We start from the raw sequence: 19,701 nt of genomic DNA, 5'->3' as shown, positions 1-19,701 counted from the left end.
CATACAACCTTTTTATTTCGTATATCGATACACAATTGATTCATATGGTCTTAAGCTAAGTTTTGTAATATCCTTGCTAGCATCTTTATAATTCGACAGTAGTATTTCTTGTTTCATTCCATCTAATTGAACGTGCGCTGGTACAGAGTACGTTATTTCTTCTCCATAGAAGTTATTTATAACAAGCAGCACTTCACTTTCTGTAGTACGAGTATATGCCCAAATCTTAGGATCATTTTTATCCAAAATAGCATATTCTCCTTCTGTAATTACATCATACGTTTTCCTAAGTTCTATTAACTTTTTATAATGATAAAATACGGACTCTTTATCTTCTAATGCCTTCTCTACGTTTATTTCTTTAAAGTTTTCAGCCGCTGAAATCCAAGGTGTACTTGTTGTAAAACCACTGTTCATCTCTTCATTCCACTGCATCGGAGTGCGAGAGTTGTCACGAGATTTTTGCTTTAAAATCCCGATAATCTCTTCTTTTGATAGCCCTTCTTTTAGCTTTATATCGTATATATTTAACGATTCCACATCACGATATTGCTCGATGGACTCAAATTTAGGATCCGTCATACCGATTTCTTCCCCTTGATAAATATAAGGCGTTCCTTGCAGCATGTGCATGGCTGTCGCTAACATTTTTGCAGATTCGTTTCGGTACTTTCCATCATCACCAAAGCGTGACACGATGCGAGGCTGGTCATGATTACACCAAAATAACGCATTCCATCCTCCGTCCTTTTGCATTTCAATTTGCCAGCTAGACATAATCTCTTTTAATTTAATAAAATCAAAATCAGCCTTCGTCCACTTATCACCATTCGGATAATCTACTTTTAAATGATGGAAACTAAACGTCATACTTAATTCATTACGCTCAGGGTTTGAATATTTAATACAATTATCAATTGTCGTAGATGACATTTCTCCAACTGTAATTACATCTTTTCCTGCAAAAACATTTCGGTTCATCTCTTGTAAATATTCATGAACACGCGGACCATCTGTATAATACTTGCGTCCATCACTTGTCGCAGTACTACCTTCATCGTTTAAGAAACATTGGTCTTTTGAAATTAAGTTAATGACATCTAATCGGAATCCTGTTACTCCTTTATCCAGCCAAAAACGCATCATATCATATACTTCTTCACGAAGTTTTTCATTTTCCCAATTTAAATCAGCTTGTGTTTCATCAAATAAATGTAAATAATATTGCTCCGTCTTCTCATCATATTTCCAAGCAGATCCACCAAACTTAGACTGCCAATTATTTTTTTCATCACGCCAAATATAGTAATTACGATATGGACTATTTTTATCTTCCTTCGCTTCTTTAAACCACTTATGTTCAGTCGAACTATGATTTACAACAATATCAAGCATAATTTCAATGTTACGTACTTTCGCTTCTGCTAAAAGTTCTTCAAACTCTTCCATCGTTCCGTAAGATGGATCAATACTGTAGTAATCACTTACATCATATCCATTATCATTTTGTGGTGATTGGTATATCGGTGTTAACCATATATAATCCACTCCGAGTTCTTTTAAATAATCTAGTTTCTCTGTAACACCTTTTATATCCCCGGTTTCTCTATTGTAATAACTATTAAAGCTCTTCGGATAAATTTGATAGACTACACTTTTATGCCAATCCTTCATGTTTAACTTCCTCCTACTTCTGTTTGACTCTTTTTGCAAATAACCATGTTAAAGTAAACGGGATTACAACTGCAATAATCATTCCTACAATAAACATTGGAATCGATTTCGGAATGATAGAAATAAATGCTGGCAATCCGCCAATTCCGATAGCAGGCGCTAATACACCATTTAATGTAATGAATATCGCTGCCACAGCAGATCCTATAATCGCTGCATAGAACGGGAACTTATTTCGTAAATTCACCCCAAACATCGCTGGTTCTGTAATACCGAAGTATGCTGAAATGGCTGATGTTGATGCCATACTTTTATCATTTTGATTTTTAGAAATCCAGAACATCGCAAGTGCCGCACTACCTTGCGCAATGTTAGAAAGAGCGATCATCGGCCAAATAAATGTCCCGCCATGTTGTGCAATCAATTGTAAATCAATTGCAATAAACATATGATGCATACCTGTAATTACAAGCGGTGCATATAACGCTCCAAATAATACTGCTCCAACTACTGGTACTGTTTCATATACACCTACTAATCCTACTGTTAATAAATCTCCAATATGACGTGTAACCGGACCGATAATTCCTAGTGCTAACACACCTGTCACAACGATTGTTGTAATTGGTACAACTAATAATTGAATTGCATTTGGTACATGTTTCTTTAAGAAAATTTCCACTTTACTTAATACAAATGCTGCTACTAAAACAGGTAAAATTTGTCCTTGATATCCTACCTTCTCAATTTGGAATAGTCCTAAAATATTGAAGTACTCAATCTTTTGACCCTCTAAACCAGTCGCTGCTTTTCCATAGTCCCAAGCGTTTAATAAGGCCGGGTGCACAAGCATTAATCCCATAACAATCCCTAGTATTGGACTACCACCAAAACGCTTCGTTGCTGACCAACCGACAAGTGCTGGTAAGAATACGAATGCTGTATTGGCCATCATATTAATTAAATCCCAAAGCCCGCCTAAGTTCGGATAAACATCTAATAAATTTTTCCCATCAAAAAATAAGTCCTTTGCGCCTAATAGATTGTTAATACCCATTAGTAGACCAGCTGTTACGATCGCTGGTAATATCGGCATAAATACATCCGAAAATATTTTCACAAACTTTTGAGCTGGATTTAACTTCTGATTTCCAGAGTCTTTTACGTCCGCTACAGTCGATTCTTTCATACCTGCAAGCGTTATCAATTCAGCGTAAACACGATCTACATCCCCTGGACCAATTACAATTTGAAATATACCAGCGTTATGAAACGCTCCTTTCACTAATGAAACAGACTGTAATTTATCATTATCTATTTTACTTTCATCTTTTAAAGCGATACGGAGCCTCGTCACACAATGTGCAGCTTGTTCAATATTGTCTTTCCCACCAATATACTGCAACACTTCCTCTGCTGTTTTACGATAGTCTTTCCCCATATTCCCGTCCCTCTTTTCTTTTTTTGATACCGTTTACAATTACATATTAACTCGTATATATAAGTTAGTCAACACTCGTATATACGAGTTTGTGTTTTTTTTATAAAAAAAAGAGATGAAACAATATTTTGTTCCACCTCTTTACTTCCTGCGTGCCACATCCGAAAAGTGAAAAATATCTAAACGGTGGCGTGATTCTGTATATTCAAACTGACTTCCATCATACAAATGTGTAAAGTTTTTCACAACGACAACATAGTCTGTTCCATTTAAATCTAAATACTTTCTGTCATCCTCTGTACATGGCTGTACTTCTATTACCCTCTGCGAATAACTAATATGTAGCCCAAGCTCTTTCTCGATGTATTTATAAATCGATGCAGTTGCAATTTCTTTCGTTAATCCTGGAATAAACTCAGATACAAAATGATTTATATCTAAAATTACTTTTTCTCCATCAATATTTCGTACACGTTTAATATGGTCAATCTCTGTTTTTTCTTTTACATTTAATAATTTCGCAATGTCTTTTGTGGCTTTTTCTTTGTCCATTTCCACAACTTCCGTAATACAATGACGTCCTAAACGTTCATTTTCTTCTTGGAAACTTACAATACCGCCAAAATTAAATTCAATATTTTTTCGCTTTAAAACAAAAACACCTTTTCCATGAATTTTTTGCACATATCCACGCTCTTGCAGTAAATCTACAGCTTTTCTTACCGTGCCTCGGCTTGCCTCATACTGCTTCATTAATTCTGTTTCTGATGGGATTTTGCATCCCTCTTTTAATTGTTTATTATCAATAGATTTACTGATTTCTGTATAAATTTGTTCATACTTACTCATCATCTACAATAGCCCCTTGTCACCTTCTAATTCTATATGTATTATAACATGCTTCACTCTTCTGCCAATCTCTCACTTATTTTCCAGTACAAGAAAAATATAGGTAAATATTTAATCTTTAAAACGTATTTTTATAAAAATTTTTATATTTTTCTTTTCATTCAAAAAAACATGTAGTATACTAACTTCAAAATCAGAGGAGAAAGGGAGCAAAGAACTATGCTTACTTATACAACAACTGTAGTTACATTTGCACAAAAACATCATCATCATACGTAACCCTTGAAACCTAGCGGAAAAATTACGCGTAGGTACAAGGGTTATTCCCGTTGTACCTACGCTTTGGCGAAAGAGCCATGTAGGTATTTTTTTATCTACATGGCTCTTTTTTTATTGTCAAAAAGCTAGTAAAAAATGATGTTTAAGCAAAACTTACTACAAAGGAGTTAACAAAAATGGAAACGAAAAAATGGGGATTATGGGTTTTAACAGCATTTGTTATCGGGAATATGGTTGGCGGTGGCGTATTTATGCTTCCAGCAAATTTAGCACAAGTATCAGGGCCAATGGGTTCTACACTCGCATGGAGTATTACAGGCCTTGGCGTATTTATGATTGCACTTGTATTTGGAAATTTAGCGATTCGGAAACCAGAATTAAAAGCTGGACCACAAAGCTATGCTCAAGCGATGTTTCCTTCAAAAAAAGCTGGTAAAGTTGCAGGATATAGTATGGCATGGGGATATTGGGCTGCTAACTGGGCTGCAACAGCATCTGTTATTATTTCCTTTGCTGGATATTTATCAACATTCTTTCCAGTTTTACAAAGTAAGCAAATTCTTTTTTCAATAAATGGATTTTCACTGGAACTCGGAAAAGGATTAACTTTCCTCGTATGTAGCCTTATGCTGTGGGGAATTCAATATATTCTTTCTCAAAATATTGATCGAGCTGGAAACATGAATTTACTTGCTACCATTGCAAAAATTATTGGATTTACAATGTTTATTGTAATTACATTATTCATTTTCAACGCCTCTAATTTCGGAGACGGTCAAACCTTTATGAATGAAGCAGGACAATCAATCTCATTAGGTGGACAAATCAATTCAGCTGCTATTGCAACACTCTGGGCATTTATCGGTATTGAATCAGCAGTTATGCTTTCTAATCGTGCAAAATCACAGCGCGATGTAAAAAAAGCTACGATTTTTGGATTAATTATCGCTCTTCTTATTTACATGTCAATTACTTTACTTACAATGGGAGCTCTTCCGCAAGATGCTTTAAAAGAGTCTCAAAAACCATTAGTAGACGCATTAAATTTAGCAATTGGAAATAAAGGTGCATATATAATGGCTTTACTCGCTCTTATATCTTTATTTGGATCTACAGTTGGCTGGATTGTTGTTAGTTCAGAGGTACCTTACCAGGCAGCAAAAAATGGACTTTTCCCTAAGTTTTTCGGGAAAACAAATAAAAAAGGTAGTCCTTCAAAATCATTATTGATTACAAATGTAATGACGCAAATTTTCTTATTTTCAACGATTTCTGGTACTGTTTCAGAAGCGTATAGTTTCGCTATCGTCGTAGCAACATTAGCGTATTTAATTCCATACCTTGTTTCTACCTTGTACCAATTAAAATTAGTTATTACAGGAGAAACGTATGATATACTGCCAGGATCTCGAGTAAAAGATGGAATCATTACTACATTGGCGTTGGTATACTCCATTTGGGTTATCAAAACGGGAACTGCTGATTTAAAAACGTTCTTCTTAGGAATTGGATTGTTCGTATTAGGTCTTATTCTTTATCCAGTACTAATGAAAGACTCACAAAAAACGGATTAAATAAAGAGAAGCTGCTGGCTTCTCTTTTTTATTAAAAATCTGTAATTAACTTTTCTTTTAGCTCTCCTACAGATAAAGGTTTCGCATAATAAAATCCCTGTACATAATCACAGCTCATTGATTGTAACAAACTCTCTTGCTCTACTGTTTCTACTCCTTCAGCAACTACTGCTAAATTTAAACTATGAGCAATTTCAATAACGGATTTTACAATCGTTCGTTCTGGTTGTGCGTGATCATAATGAAATTCACGAATAAAATTACGATCAATTTTTACAATATCCAGTGGTAGTTGTTTTAAATAATATAAGGAAGAATAGCCAGTTCCGAAATCATCCAAAGCAATTAAAACACCCATATTTCTTAATTCTTGTAATGTAGCAATAATATAATCAAAATGGCGGACTGCAATACTTTCCGTTATTTCTAATATTAAACGGTTCGGAGGAAAACCAGTTCTCTTTAAAATGCTACGTACTGATAAAATAAAACGTTTCTGCATTAATTGTTGTATAGATAAATTCACAGATAACTTTAGTCCTTCTTGATAATTCGGCAATGTTTTAAACAAGCGACATGATTTTTCTAATACCCAGTCTCCTAGTTTTATAATAAGTCCAGACTCTTCAGCTACAGGGATAAATTCGCTTGGTGAAATAGGTCCGTCTTCTGTCATACAACGTACTAGAGCTTCTATACCAGAATATCTCTTCGTTTTCAAATCAATAATAGGCTGCAATGCTACATCTAACTCTTCATCACGAATTGCCTTTTGCAAAGCAAACTCAACTTTCATTCTACGATTTATTTTCGCGCGTAGCTCATCTGTAAAGAAACACGCAGCGTTTCTCCCCTGTTCTTTTGCACTATACATAGCTAAGTCAGAGTTTTTCAATAACGTTTCCACATCTTGTCCGTCTTGTGGATAAGAACAAAGTCCTAGACTAGCTGAAATGTATACTTCATGGCCTTCCAGCATAAATGGTGCCTGAAAACATGACAACACAGATGTCGCTAACTGACTCATATCATCTTGTCTATGATTTTTTGTTAACAGCACAAATTCGTCGCCACCTAGCCTAGCCAGAACATCTTTCTCTCCTAGTACATAATGCAACCTTGAAGCAACTTCACTTAAAAGTAAATCCCCTATCATATGACCTAATGTATCATTTACTAATTTAAAACGGTCCAAATCAAAGTAAATCATACCAAATTCTTTTTTATCTGCAATCAATTCGTTAACGGTCGTTATTAATTGTAAACGGTTAGGCAAACTCGTTAAAGCATCATGATAGGCAAGTTCCCTATAACGACTTTCACTTAGCCGCAATCTATGTTCCGCTTCTTTTCTACTACTAATATCATTTCGAATTGCGATAAACTGGTATGGCTCTCCTTTTTCATTTAAAAATGGAACAATTGTTGTTTTGACCCAATAATATGTACCATCTTTTGCTCGATTCCGAATCTCACCTGTCCATACTTTCCCATTCAAAATACGCTTCCATAAGTCTTGAAAAAAGGTTTTTGGATGATGTCCTGAATTTAAAATACGGTGATCTTTTCCAATTAATTCTTCTCTTTTGTATTTAGAGATTTCACAAAATTTATCATTTACATATGTAATAAGACCTTTTCGATCTGTAATTGCAACAATTGAAGACTCATCTAATGCTAACTTTAAATCTCGCAATGAAGAGTCATATAATGCATGACCTCTCTGTTCTAGCATGCGCATCTCTCCTTGCTTCTATCTGACTAAAACACAACCTGTTTCTCTTCATAGAAATAGAGATATTTCATTTTCTAATACTAGCCCATTACATAAATTATCTTTTTGAATAGACCGATTAAAATAACATAATATTATTTGTAATAAAAAGCAATATTATACCGTTCTAATTATAAATAGTAGCTTCTCATCTCCCTAATTATTTCGTACCTTATTATACTGCAATCCCTTTAAGTGGCTCTATGCAAGCCTTGTTTCCAACTAATACCACTCACATCTGATCTCTTTGTTTTTAATAACGAAATAGAAATTAGAACATACTACATAATTATTCACGAATAATAATATAAAACTCTACATCAATGTATATGTTTTTGAATTACAATAACAAAATATTAACATATTTTCACCTTAATTTTGGAAGTATTTTATAAATAAATACCGTATTAAACTAAAAAAGAGGATAGCCTCTTTTTTAGTTTAATACGAATATGGTATTTGCTGATAACCTGGGTATGGCATTGGATACGTTACAGGGTATGGCGACGGATAAGCTACTGGATATGGAGCCGGATAATACCCTCCACTTGTTGCACCTGTTAATGCACCAGCTGTTAGTCCGCCTAACACTCCTCCTGCAAAGCTTCCAGGGAAAAATCCGCCTCCCCATGAACTACCACCACCCCAGCCCCATCCGCCTCCGTGATGATGATGGTGATCATAGTGATTGTGTCCTCCATGGTGATGATGTCCACCGTTATGATTGTGCCCACCATGATTGTGTCCTCCATGATGATTTCGATAATACAATCCATTATTTTCTATATAATTCATGTTTCTCCGCTCCTTTTCGATTTTTTCATTTTCATATGCGTTAAGAGTGGGATAAAAAATGGGATAGTACACTGTATGTAGGACAAATGCGGAAAGTATAGGTGAAATGTCTATATTTTGTAAAAAAAGCAAAACACCTTATAATAAAGATGTCATATTACATCTTCTATTTAAGAAGTCTATATTGAAAAAAGATTAGGGGAATTATATAGAAATGAAGAAGCCTATCGTTCAATTACTATTAATATTTACAATTGTATCTATCGTTCTGTTCCTATTAAATACATCGTATATCTCGTTATATACATTTGTCGGTGCTCTATGGTCCATCACAATCGTAGGAATTTCATTCGTTATTTTTATAGAAAATAGATCTCCACAAAGTACATTAGCATGGTTTTTAGTATTAGCACTTCTTCCTATTATAGGTGTGCTATTATACGCTATTTTCGGGCGCAGCCGCTGGAGAAGAAAAAAACATCTCCATCGTTCAGAAGAACAAAGAAAATTATTCCGTGAAATATTAGAAGGAAGAAGACTAGAGTTATTACTCACAGTCCCACTAAATGAACGTTCCATACATTTAACAGAAGTCATACAAAAATTTGGAGGCGGTCCTGCTGCAGATAAAACAACTACAAAACTTTTAACAAACGGAGATCAAACATTTTCAGAAATTTTGCGAGCTATAGAGCAAGCAAAACATCATATACATATTCAATACTACATTTATAAATCTGATGAAATTGGTACAAAAGTTCGAGATGCTTTAATACAAAAAGCAAAAGATGGTGTTATTGTACGCTTCCTTTATGATGGCCTTGGAAGTAATACGTTAAGACGACGATTTTTGCAACCTATGAAAGAAGCTGGGATTGAAATTGTAGAATTTGACCCTATTTTTTCAGCTTGGTTACTTGAAACTGTCAATTATCGTAACCATCGAAAAATTGTTATTGTAGATGGCGAAATTGGTTTTACCGGAGGACTCAATGTCGGTGATGAATATCTTGGCCGTTCCAAGAAATTTCCTGTTTGGCGTGATAGTCATTTAAAAATAGAAGGAAAAGCATTATATAAATTACAAGCAATCTTTCTAGAAGACTGGCTCTATGCCTCTAGTGGTTTAAATACTTATTCCTGGGATCAATTCATGAATAGACAATACTTCCCAGGTAAAGAGATTTCAAATGCAGAAGGTGCTGTTCAAATCGTAGCAAGCGGACCAAGCTCCGATGATAAAAGTATTCGTAATACATTATTAGCTGTTATGGGCTCTGCAAAAAAATCCATTTGGATCGCTACACCCTACTTTATTCCAGATCAAGAAACTTTAACATTATTACGCTTAAGTGCAATTGCCGGAATAGATGTACGGATTTTATATCCAGGTAAAAGTGATAGCATCATTAGTGATCAAGCATCTCAATCCTATTTCACTCCGCTTTTAAAAGCTGGTGCTTCTATTTACAGTTATAAAGATGGTTTTATGCATGCAAAAATTGTACTCGTTGATGATACAATTGCAACTATTGGAACAGCGAACATGGATGTACGTAGCTTTGAATTGAATTACGAAATTATTAGTGTACTTTATGAATCAAAAACAGTTCACGATATTAAACGTGATTTTGAAGAAGATTTTAAACATTCAACTGAAATTAAATGGAACTCTTTCCAAAAAAGAAGTATAAAAAAACGCATATTGGAGTCTTTCATGAGGCTCATTTCTCCTTTACTGTAGGCAATCAACTTCATCTTGATTGCTTTTTCTTTTCCCTTTATCCTCCTTCCTTTTCTTTGCATACCATATTAAAACAAGTTATCATAAGATGTATTACTTTATGAAAATAATGTTAGGTGGGAAATACATGTTAGAACAATTTCATATACATGCTGATTTAAAACAACAGCTTTCTACGATTCATGAAAAGAATAAGCAAGAAGCTGGTGAAAACGCACATTTAATCGGAACGAAAATATATAAAGCGTCTGATAATAGCATTATTGAAGATGCGATTACAGCACTTCTTCTTGGCAAGAACATTCTATTAAAAGGACCGACTGGTAGTGGTAAAACAGTACTAGCGGAAACTCTTTCTTCTTTATTCCAAAAACCAATGCATAGCATTAACTGCTCTGTCGACTTAGATGTAGAGGGTATTTTAGGATACAACACACTACAAACGAAAAATGGTGCATCTGAAGTTTCATTCGTTAACGGTCCTCTTATGAAAGCAATGAAGAACGGTCACTTCCTATATATTGACGAAATCAATATGGCAAAACCTGAAACGTTACCACTTCTTCACGGCGCATTAGATTACCGTAAAATGATCACAAACCCATTTACACAAGAGGTTGTATACGGTGATGACGAATACCGTGTAATTGCTGCGATTAACGAAGGTTACGTTGGAACAAGTGAACTAAACGAAGCGTTAAAAAACCGTTTCGTTATTATTGAAGTTCCTTACATTCAAGGTGATACATTAAAAGAATTATTATTAGCAGAATCAAAATTAAAAGATGTTGCAACAATTGAAAAGTTCGTTGCCTTTGCAAGCGACCTTATGCCTTTAGCTCGCGATGGACGTGTAAGTGAAGAAGCGGCAAGTATTCGTGGCATTATCGACGCATGTGATTTAGGTGTATATATTCCTGTTATGCGAGCGATTGAACGAAGCATAATTGCAAAACTTAATGATGAAACAGAACAAATGACTGTCCGTGAATTAGCAGAAAGTTATTTCTTTGAGGGATAATTTATGAGACAAATTTTTAGTGACAAAAAAATTGATGCGTCGCTGTTTCTACAAATGGAAAACTTAATGTATGCCCTTCTAAAAGAAGACGATGCCTATCTTGAATATGGCTATAAAGCATACTACGACGAAATTGAAAAGAAAGTTGTCATTAGTCACTTTTGGGATGATCGAAAAGAAGAAGATACAGTAATCGGATTAAAAAGCGAAGTGTTCTTAAAAGCACTTGGTAATAAACATTACTCGGACATGACTTTAATTCGTTCTTATGCGATTGAATTGCAAGAATCGCCCCTAAAAAAGTTTTTAACACAATTATTTGTTCTATTAGAAGATTTACGCGTTGAGGAAATTGTAAAGAACTTACGTCCTGGCACGAAGCATGTTTTTAAAAGAAGAAAAGAAATGTATCGCAATTACTTTAGCTCACAAAATGAAATCAATCGCGTTCGTAACTATCACGGTGATCGTCTATTTTGCCTATGCTATCTTTCATTAACGAGCGATAAATATGAAATGTTTAATAATGAATATTTCGAACAAATTGAAGCTATTTTGCATGAAACATTCCAAGCTCGTAATACGGAAGATATTATGTATATCGTTGAGAAAATTCGCTACCGCTTAGAGGAGCTTCTTGAAAGTGATATGCTTAACAACTATTTCGGACATGCACCGCTTTATTTATCTGTTCTTGCAGACGAAAAGAACTGTCGCGTCGAAGATTTAGCAAATGATGATACGCAGCTTATAGATGACGATGAAAATAAAAACAAAATGGATGAAAGTTTCTCCACATGGCATCGTGAAAATAAAAATAACGAAAACGAGAACTTTTTACGCTTTGAATTAGAAAGCGGAACAAAAACAAACATGATGGGCGATACTGCTCGTGAATCAGAAGATGGCGACCAAGCACTTGGTTCTGTACAAGGTACTTCTCAAAAAAGTACACAATCCAACTTTGATGGCGCTGATACAGAAGAAGCAAGGGCTTCACACGCTTCTAGTCAAAATGATGGTGCATATGGTAAATATAACACTGGCGCTTCTCATACATTTAAAGAAGCACGTAAACCAAATCCTGATGAGAAAAAGGATTACCAAGCTATCAAATCAGTCGTTAATAAAGATGTAAAAGAATTAAAGAAAATTATCGAAAAAACGATTGAAAATAAAACGAATGCAAATAGTGATAAATATTACGGAAGACTTCGTAAGAAATTCCTTCGTATTTATACTGAAAAGCAGCCTCGCATGTTTTATAAAAGAGGGCAAGAATCACAAGAGCTCGACGTTGCATTCCAACTGTTAGTTGACTGTTCTGGTTCTATGTATAACAAAATGGAAGAAACGAAGAAGAGTGTTGTACTATTCCATGAAGCTTTAAAATCTTTAAAAATCCCGCACGCTATTAGCGGATTTTGGGAAGATGCCTCTAGCGCTAAACCTGAAGATAAGCCGAACGTTATCCATGAAGTTGTAAATTATAAAAACTCAACGTTACCAAACGTTGGTCCAGAAATTATGCAACTTCGTGAAGAAGAAGATAACCGCGACGGATATATTATTCGTATCGTTTCTGAAAAGCTTGCCAAAAGACCTGAGAAACATAAATTCTTACTAGTCTTCACAGACGGTGAGCCTTCTGCGCTAGACTATCAACAAGACGGAATTTTAGATACGCATGAAGCTGTTAAACTCGCGCGTAAAAGTGGTATGGAAGTAATCGGTATCTTCATCGAAGAAGGCGAAGCGAAAGAAGCAACTTATCAATTGATGAAAAACATTTATAACCATCACTTCTTAGTTGCAAATCACGCTGAAGATTTACGACTGAAGATTAAACCATTACTGAAAAAATTATTACTGAAGACGATTGAATAGAAAATAGGAGCCTTGTGGCTCCTGTTTTTTCGTTCAATTACTTTGTTTCTGGTTGAAACTTGTATGGAATGGCTACTTCTAACAAATATTCAAATCCTCCGTCATAGTATGGGAAGCGCTCATTCGCAATTGTTCGACCCACCCACTCTACTGCAGAAATTTCACCTTCATCTTCCGCAATAAGTTCACCTTTTTCTACATTCGCTCGGAATGTAAAAAATAGCGCATGATTCCCTGATTCTTCAAAGAATTTTTCATTGATCGCAACAAGTCCACCTAACGTAGCAGTTAAACCTGTCTCTTCTTTCACTTCTCTTATTAGTGCTTCCTCTAATATTTCACCTTTTTCCACAGCCCCACCTGGCAATGACCAAACGTTTTGTTCTACATTATGTACCATTAATATTTTATCTGTTTCTTCGTCATGTATTAGTGCATATACGACATCAACTCTTTGCATAAGACTTCTCTCCTTCCAAAAATGAGGAAGAGCCGATTCCTAAGAATCGACTCTTCCTATTAATTCATCACTAACTCAGCTGTGAGCTTTTTTTTTAACTTAGCCAGCATGTCAGTTGTCATTTTGTCTAAATCGTATTCTGCTTTAAAGCCCCACTCTTTCATTGCTGCTGTTGCATCAATAGAGTTTGGCCAGCTATCAGCGATTGTTTGACGAGCTGGATCTACTGCATAATCCATTGTAAACGTCGGAATGTGTTTACGAATTGACGCTGCAATTTGCTCTGGCTCGAAGCTCATTGCTGTAATGTTAAATGCATTTCTATGCACTAGCTTACTTGGATCAGCTTCCATTAATGAAATGATCGCTTGTAAAGCATCAGGCATATACATCATGTCCATATATGTTCCTTCAGCAATGTATGAGGTGTATGCACCTTTTTTAATCGCCTCATAATAAATTTCAACTGCATAATCAGTCGTTCCGCCTCCTGGAGGCGCTACGTAAGAAATTAAACCTGGGAAACGGACACCGCGCGTATCTACGCCAAATTTTTGATGATAATAATCACACAGTAATTCTCCTGCCACTTTGTTTACCCCATACATCGTAGTAGGACGCTGAATTGTATCTTGCGGTGTATTATCTTTTGGCGTTGATGGACCAAATGCACCGATAGAACTTGGCGTGAAGAACTTACAGTTTAATTCACGAGCTGCTTCTAGAGCATTTACAAGTCCACCCATATTTAAATTCCATGCAAATAACGGATTTTTTTCTGCTGTTGCTGAAAGTAAAGCTGCTAAATGAATAATTGTATCTACTTCATTACGCTTTGCGATATCATGTAGTTTTTGTCCATCTGTTACATCTAACGTTTCAAATGGACCAGACGTTACTACTTCACTATCTGTTTCACGAATATCTGTTGCAATAACATTTGATGCGCCGTATACATCACGAAGTTTCATTACTAGTTCAGAACCAATTTGCCCTAAAGAACCGGTTACTAGAATTTTTTTCATTTTCCCCACTCCTCATTTGCAAGCTATTCAAAAGATGTCGTTACTTAAATGATGCCCATTTCTTTTCCTACTTTTTCATACTTAAGAATTGCTTCATCTAACATTTCTTTCGTATGAGCTGCTGTAGGCATATTACGAACGCGCCCTGTTCCTTTTGCTACAGTTGGGAACACGATAGATTTTGCGTATACACCTTCTTCATTTAGACGTTTACTAAATTCTTGTGTTAATACTTCGTCCCCAATGATACAAGGTGTAATTGGCGTTTCACTTTCCCCAATGTTAAAGCCAAGTTCTTTTAATCCTTGTTTCAAGTAGCGGCCATTTTCCCATAAGCGATCGTGTAACTCTGTGCTTTCCATTAAGATTTCAATTGATCTCATGCAAGCTGCTGCATCAGCTGGTGTTAATGCTGTAGAGAATAAGAATGGACGTGAACGAACTTTTAACCAGTCAATTAAGTTTTGTTTCCCTGCTACATATCCACCAATTACCCCAATTGCTTTTGATAATGTACCAATTTGGAAATCAACTTTATCAGAAAGACCGAAGTGCTTTACAGTTCCTGCACCTTTTCCAAGTACACCTGAACCGTGTGCATCATCTACGTATGTCATTAAATCTAACTCTTCTGCAATCTCAACAATTTCTGGTAGTTTTGCAACATCTCCATCCATCGAAAAGACACCATCTGTAATTACCATTAATTTATTGTAAAGACCTGATTCTTTCGCCGCGATTGCTTTTTGGCGTAAATCTTCCATATCAGAATGTTTATAAACAATAATTTTTGCTTTTGATAAACGACTACCGTCAATAATAGATGCATGATTTAATTCGTCTGAAAGAATCGCATCATTTTTATCCATAACAGCTGAAATCGCTGCCATATTACAGTTAAATCCTGATTGATAAGCAATTGCTGCTTCTGTATGTTTAAACTTTGCAATTGTTTCTTCTAACTTAATATGCAAATCTAAAGTACCGTTAATTGTACGAACAGCCCCTGCTCCAACACCGTACTTATGAATAGCACCAATTGCTGCTTCTTGCAAACGGCTATCTGTTGCTAATCCCAGATAGTTGTTTGAAGATAAGTTAATATATTCTTTTCCGCCAATTGTAATGATCGGTCCATTTGAACTCTGAAGCGGATCAATTACGTTATAAAGCCCCTTTGATTTTAAATCCTCTAAATTTTCTTCTAAAAATTTCGCAAGTGTTTTACTAGACATCGTGAAGCCTCCCATCGTTCATGTAAGCGGATTATTGTCTTAATAGTTCTAATAATCCCTCTACTAGCTTAACACGTTTTCAGAATTTATTATAGAAAAATAGTTTAAAGTAACCGCTTACAATTCTAGATTATATATGATTCATTACAATAAATCTATCATTTACTTTTCATATTTGATAGAATTAAAAAAATATTTCGGGAGGTTTCAAACATGGCATTTACAGAATCTGATGTATACAATAACACAGCATTTTTCGAACAATATATGAAACGAAGATACCGAGAAAATAGCCCAAATGAATCCATTGAAAAACCAGTATTCTTTCAGCTCATTGGTCATGTACAAGGAAAACAAATTCTCGATTTAGGCTGTGGTGATGCTAAGTTTGGTGCGGAATTATTAGAGAAGGGATGCTACTCTTATACCGGCATTGAAGGCTCCGAACTTATGTATGAAAAAGCTAAAAAACAACTAGAAAATAAAAATGGATCTGTTCATTTTTTAAACCTCAAAGATTATACCTACCCCTCTTCCACTTTTGATTTAGTAACATCTAGACTCGCCTTACATTATATTGAACATCTTGATACTATTTTTCAAAATGTATTTCAAACTTTAAAAACAAATGGCACCTTTACCTTTAGCGTTCAACATCCCGTTATTACTTCTTCATTTGAAAGCTTACAAACAAGTGGTAAAAGAACGATTTGGCTCGTCGATGATTACTTTAAACTAGGCAAACGGGTTGAACCATGGATTGACCAAGAAGTTATTAAATATCATCGTACAACGGAAGAGTATTTCACATTATTACAGCAAGCCGGATTTACCATTACATCATTAAAAGAAGCTACACCAAATCCAACCTATTTTCAAGATGAAGAAGAGTATAAACGTCGCTTACGTATTCCTCTCTTCCTCTTATTTTCTTGTACCAAATAAAAAAAACGATGAATCACTCATCGTTTTTTTATCTCATTGCCTGAGCAACTTCTTTAACTACACGTCTTCCTCTTCCGTGAGGGATACAAAGCGGTGTTCCAAACAACGGATCCGTACTAATTTGACACTCCATTCGGAATACATCACGTACTAGTTTCTCATCTACCACTTCTTCAGGTTTACCTTGTGCATATATTTGTTTATCTTGAATTGCTACAATGTTATCTGCATAGCGGCATGCTAAATTCAGATCATGTAATACCATAACAATTGTTCTTTGTTCTGTTTCATTTAATTCGAATAATAAATCTAGCACTTCAATTTGGTGAGTCATATCTAAGTATGTAGTTGGCTCATCCAGTAAAATGATATCTGTATCTTGTGCAAGTGTCATTGCGATCCAAGCACGTTGACGCTGCCCACCTGAAAGAGCATGCACATCACGCTCAGCAAATTCTGTCATACCTGTTGCTGCAAGTGCCTTCTGTACCATTTCCTCATCTTTTTCTGACCACTGTTTCAGCCATGTTTGATATGGATAGCGTCCTTGTTTTACAAGTTGCAATACTGTAAGCCCTTCTGGTGCTTGCGGTCCTTGCGGTAAAATTGCCATTTGACGAGCAATTTGCTTCGTTTGCATACTTTGAATAGCTTGATTATCTAACAAAATGTCACCAGTTGTTGGCTTTAATAATCTAGCTAGTGAACGTAATAAAGTTGATTTCCCGCAACCGTTGGAACCGATAAAGATTGTAATTTCACCTTTTGGAATTTCTAAATTCAACTCATCAATAATAATTGTTTCACCATAAGACAACGTCAAGCGTTTCGTCTCCAATGCTTTTTGCATATTCATCTCCCTTTATGAATTCCGACTTTTATAAAGTAAATAAATAAAATAAGGTGCACCAATTGCTGATGTAAATACCCCTGCTGGAATTTCAAGTGGTGTGAAAATTGTACGCCCTATTAAATCTGCAGCAAGTACTAGAATTGCACCGACAATAGCTGCAACTGGGAGCAATGCACCGTATAAAGAACCAACTAGCCTTCGTGAAATATGAGGTGCCATTAAACCGACAAATCCAATCCCTCCGGCGAAGGCAACTGCTCCCCCAATTAAAGCCGTACTAAGTAATAACATGAATACGCGTGACTTCGTTAAAGGAACACCAAGTCCTACCGCAATATCATCCCCTAGCTCTTGCGCATTTAAATGTCTAGCAGCTATAAATGATATTACTGTTAAAATGAGAACCCACGGTGCAAGTACCATAACATTTTGCCAAGAAGAGCCATAAACGGTACCCGTAATCCATACATTCGCTTGGCTCGCTTGATAAATTGGTGCTAACAACATAAATAATGTTGTTGCCGCCTTCGTTAATGCCCAAAATCCAACACCAATTAAAACGAGAATAATTGGTGATAATCCATCATTTTTCCATGCAAATAAGTATACAAAAACCGCTACAATCGTTGCTCCTGCAAAAGCTGCTAACGGCATATAATGAATGCTTACAGTTAGCGCATTATTTTTATCACTAAATAGCGCTAAAAATAATACAACTGCGACACTTGCCCCGCCCGTAATCCCGATGATATCAGGAGAAGCAAGTGGATTTCGAACGAGCCCTTGTAAAATACAGCCCGCTACCGCAAGCGCAATTCCTACGAGGATAGCAATTAAAATACGTGGCATACGAAACTTATTTACAACCATATTTGACATTGCATCGCCATTTCCGGTAATTGCTTGCCATACGTCATAAGGAGCAATTTTCATGTCTCCCATACCTGCGCTCGCAAAGAATAATCCTATTAAAACAACTAGTAAACTTAACAAGACGAGACAAGCTCGTTTATACATTAAAAACGAGAGCTCACCTTTTCCTATACGAAACGGAATATATTTCTTCATTTGCTAAGCCCTCTCTTACGTGCAATATAAATAAAGAATGGAGCTCCAATAAATGCTGTCATAACTCCTACTGGTACTTCTTGTGGCATAATGACATATCTTGCTGCTATATCAGCCAATATTAGTAGTATTGCACCTAACAATCCGCTATAAGGCACTCTCCATCTGTGGTCAACTCCAACAAGAAATCTCGCAAAATGCGGAGTAATAATTCCAATAAATCCAATTGGGCCAGCAACCGCAACTGAACCACCAGACAACAGTACAATAATAAGTAACACGAATGATTTCATTAAAATTGTTCGTTGTCCAAGTCCTTTCGCGACGTCTTCTCCCATCATCAATGTATTTACTTTCCCTGCCATCATAAGAGATGCAATCCATCCTATTAATAAATATGGGAATACAGATTGTAAAATTTCTAACTTTCTCCCTTGCACAGATCCAGCAAGCCAAAATAATACCTCTTCAAGTGCTTTTTCATTTAACACAAGTAATCCTTGTGTTAATGATGAAAATAATGCACTAATTGCGACCCCTGCTAACGTTAACTTAAGAGGAGTAGTCCCTTCTTTTCCTAAAGAACTAGAAGCAAATACAAGTACAGCTGCAACCGCCGCTCCTAAAAAGGCAATCCATGTGAAAGCTGATAATGATGTTACTGAAAAGATTACAATTGCTACAACTATAAAGAACGCAGCACCTGAATTTAATCCAATAAAATCTGGAGAAGCAAGTGGATTCTTAGTTAAAGTTTGCATAAGACAACCAGCAATGGCTAAACTAGCACCAACACTAGCTGCAATTAACGCCCTAGGCAGACGTACATTTTGAATAATAATATGTTCATTGGAACCGTTAAAATGGAAAAAAGCATCCAATGCTAGTTTCCAACTCGTATTTGTATATCCGAAAATAATACTTCCCCAAATACAAATAACGACTGCAATGATTCCAACAAATAATCCAATCCATTTTGCTCGATTTGTTTTTAATAACATGCAGCGTTTCCCCTTCAATGTATAATGATACGTTGTTAGTGTATTTCAACTTAATTCTCATTGTCAACGGAAATGA

The 19,701-nt window shown here is 35.7% G+C and carries 16 protein-coding genes; 5 read left to right on the top strand and 11 right to left on the bottom strand.

Annotated elements, in window-relative coordinates:
• Positions 1-12 precede the first annotated feature (12 nt).
• The 3 genes from treC to treR form a co-directional block, all read right to left on the bottom strand.
• Positions 13-1,674 (bottom strand): alpha,alpha-phosphotrehalase, encoded by a 1,662-nt coding sequence (gene treC / locus GD442_RS03200; protein ID WP_159365039.1) that lies wholly within the window; start codon positions 1,672-1,674, stop codon positions 13-15.
• Between the two features lie 13 nt (positions 1,675-1,687).
• The gene (gene treP / locus GD442_RS03195) at positions 1,688-3,115 is read right to left on the bottom strand and encodes a PTS system trehalose-specific EIIBC component (protein WP_000513935.1); all 1,428 of its coding nucleotides are present in this window, start codon (positions 3,113-3,115) and stop codon (positions 1,688-1,690) included.
• Between the two features lie 141 nt (positions 3,116-3,256).
• Positions 3,257-3,967 (bottom strand): trehalose operon repressor, encoded by a 711-nt coding sequence (gene treR, locus GD442_RS03190; RefSeq protein WP_000987240.1) that lies wholly within the window; start codon positions 3,965-3,967, stop codon positions 3,257-3,259.
• Positions 3,968-4,419: 452 nt separating this feature from the next.
• Between treR and GD442_RS03185 the strand changes: the two genes are divergently transcribed.
• Complete coding sequence (locus GD442_RS03185; protein WP_000448449.1) at positions 4,420-5,817, top strand: amino acid permease; 1,398 nt, start codon at positions 4,420-4,422, stop codon at positions 5,815-5,817.
• Positions 5,818-5,848: 31 nt separating this feature from the next.
• Here GD442_RS03185 and GD442_RS03180 read toward each other — a convergent pair whose 3' ends face one another.
• Both GD442_RS03180 and GD442_RS03175 read right to left on the bottom strand, forming a co-directional pair.
• A complete protein-coding gene (locus GD442_RS03180) occupies positions 5,849-7,552 on the bottom strand; it encodes a putative bifunctional diguanylate cyclase/phosphodiesterase (protein WP_000893345.1) in 1,704 nt (567 codons plus the stop codon).
• Positions 7,553-8,032: 480 nt separating this feature from the next.
• Positions 8,033-8,386 (bottom strand): hypothetical protein, encoded by a 354-nt coding sequence (locus GD442_RS03175; protein ID WP_001106379.1) that lies wholly within the window; start codon positions 8,384-8,386, stop codon positions 8,033-8,035.
• 214 nt (positions 8,387-8,600) lie between these two features.
• Here GD442_RS03175 and GD442_RS03170 point away from each other — a divergent pair, with 214 nt between their 5' ends.
• The 3 genes from GD442_RS03170 to GD442_RS03160 all read left to right on the top strand — a co-directional run bounded on the left by GD442_RS03170 (position 8,601) and on the right by GD442_RS03160 (position 13,038).
• Entirely contained in the window at positions 8,601-10,130 is a 1,530-nt protein-coding gene (locus GD442_RS03170) for a cardiolipin synthase (RefSeq protein WP_000743030.1), read from the top strand.
• A 127-nt stretch (positions 10,131-10,257) separates the two neighbouring features.
• On the top strand, positions 10,258-11,151 hold the full coding sequence (locus tag GD442_RS03165; RefSeq protein ID WP_000892983.1) for an ATP-binding protein: 894 nt from the start codon (positions 10,258-10,260) through the stop codon (positions 11,149-11,151).
• Positions 11,152-11,154: 3 nt separating this feature from the next.
• Positions 11,155-13,038 (top strand): vWA domain-containing protein, encoded by a 1,884-nt coding sequence (locus GD442_RS03160; RefSeq protein WP_001248876.1) that lies wholly within the window; start codon positions 11,155-11,157, stop codon positions 13,036-13,038.
• Between the two features lie 37 nt (positions 13,039-13,075).
• On the opposite strand, the gene GD442_RS03155 is transcribed toward GD442_RS03160, so the two are convergent.
• The 3 genes from GD442_RS03155 to GD442_RS03145 are packed head-to-tail and all read right to left on the bottom strand — an operon-like array spanning position 13,076 to position 15,758.
• A complete protein-coding gene (locus GD442_RS03155) occupies positions 13,076-13,498 on the bottom strand; it encodes an NUDIX hydrolase (RefSeq protein ID WP_159365038.1) in 423 nt (140 codons plus the stop codon).
• A 59-nt stretch (positions 13,499-13,557) separates the two neighbouring features.
• A complete protein-coding gene (locus GD442_RS03150; RefSeq protein WP_000723125.1) occupies positions 13,558-14,523 on the bottom strand; it encodes an L-threonine 3-dehydrogenase in 966 nt (321 codons plus the stop codon).
• A 44-nt stretch (positions 14,524-14,567) separates the two neighbouring features.
• Positions 14,568-15,758: a glycine C-acetyltransferase gene (locus GD442_RS03145; protein WP_159365037.1), complete on the bottom strand. Its 1,191-nt coding sequence runs from the start codon at positions 15,756-15,758 to the stop codon at positions 14,568-14,570.
• A 213-nt stretch (positions 15,759-15,971) separates the two neighbouring features.
• Between GD442_RS03145 and GD442_RS03140 the strand changes: the two genes are divergently transcribed.
• Positions 15,972-16,703, top strand: coding sequence for a class I SAM-dependent DNA methyltransferase (locus GD442_RS03140; protein ID WP_000885971.1), 732 nt, complete (start codon positions 15,972-15,974; stop codon positions 16,701-16,703).
• A gap of 28 nt (positions 16,704-16,731) precedes the next feature.
• Here GD442_RS03140 and GD442_RS03135 read toward each other — a convergent pair whose 3' ends face one another.
• From GD442_RS03135 to GD442_RS03125, 3 genes are read right to left on the bottom strand one after another with little or no spacing between them, the layout of a single operon-like run.
• A complete protein-coding gene (locus GD442_RS03135) occupies positions 16,732-17,553 on the bottom strand; it encodes an ABC transporter ATP-binding protein (protein WP_001167962.1) in 822 nt (273 codons plus the stop codon).
• A 12-nt stretch (positions 17,554-17,565) separates the two neighbouring features.
• On the bottom strand, positions 17,566-18,624 hold the full coding sequence (locus GD442_RS03130) for a FecCD family ABC transporter permease (RefSeq protein WP_000760056.1): 1,059 nt from the start codon (positions 18,622-18,624) through the stop codon (positions 17,566-17,568).
• Positions 18,621-19,625 carry a FecCD family ABC transporter permease gene (locus tag GD442_RS03125; protein WP_000925232.1) on the bottom strand — a complete coding sequence of 335 codons (1,005 nt, stop codon included), beginning with the start codon at positions 19,623-19,625 and terminating at the stop codon, positions 18,621-18,623. Before GD442_RS03125 ends, GD442_RS03130 begins: the two co-directional genes overlap by 4 nt.
• Positions 19,626-19,701 lie beyond the last annotated feature (76 nt).

This window comes from Bacillus sp. A260 (genome assembly GCF_009861435.1).
Taxonomy (GTDB): Bacteria; Bacillota; Bacilli; order Bacillales; family Bacillaceae_G; genus Bacillus_A; species Bacillus_A cereus.
The sequence above is the reverse complement of the archived record's forward strand: the minus strand, read 5'-3'. Positions and strand labels throughout refer to the sequence as shown.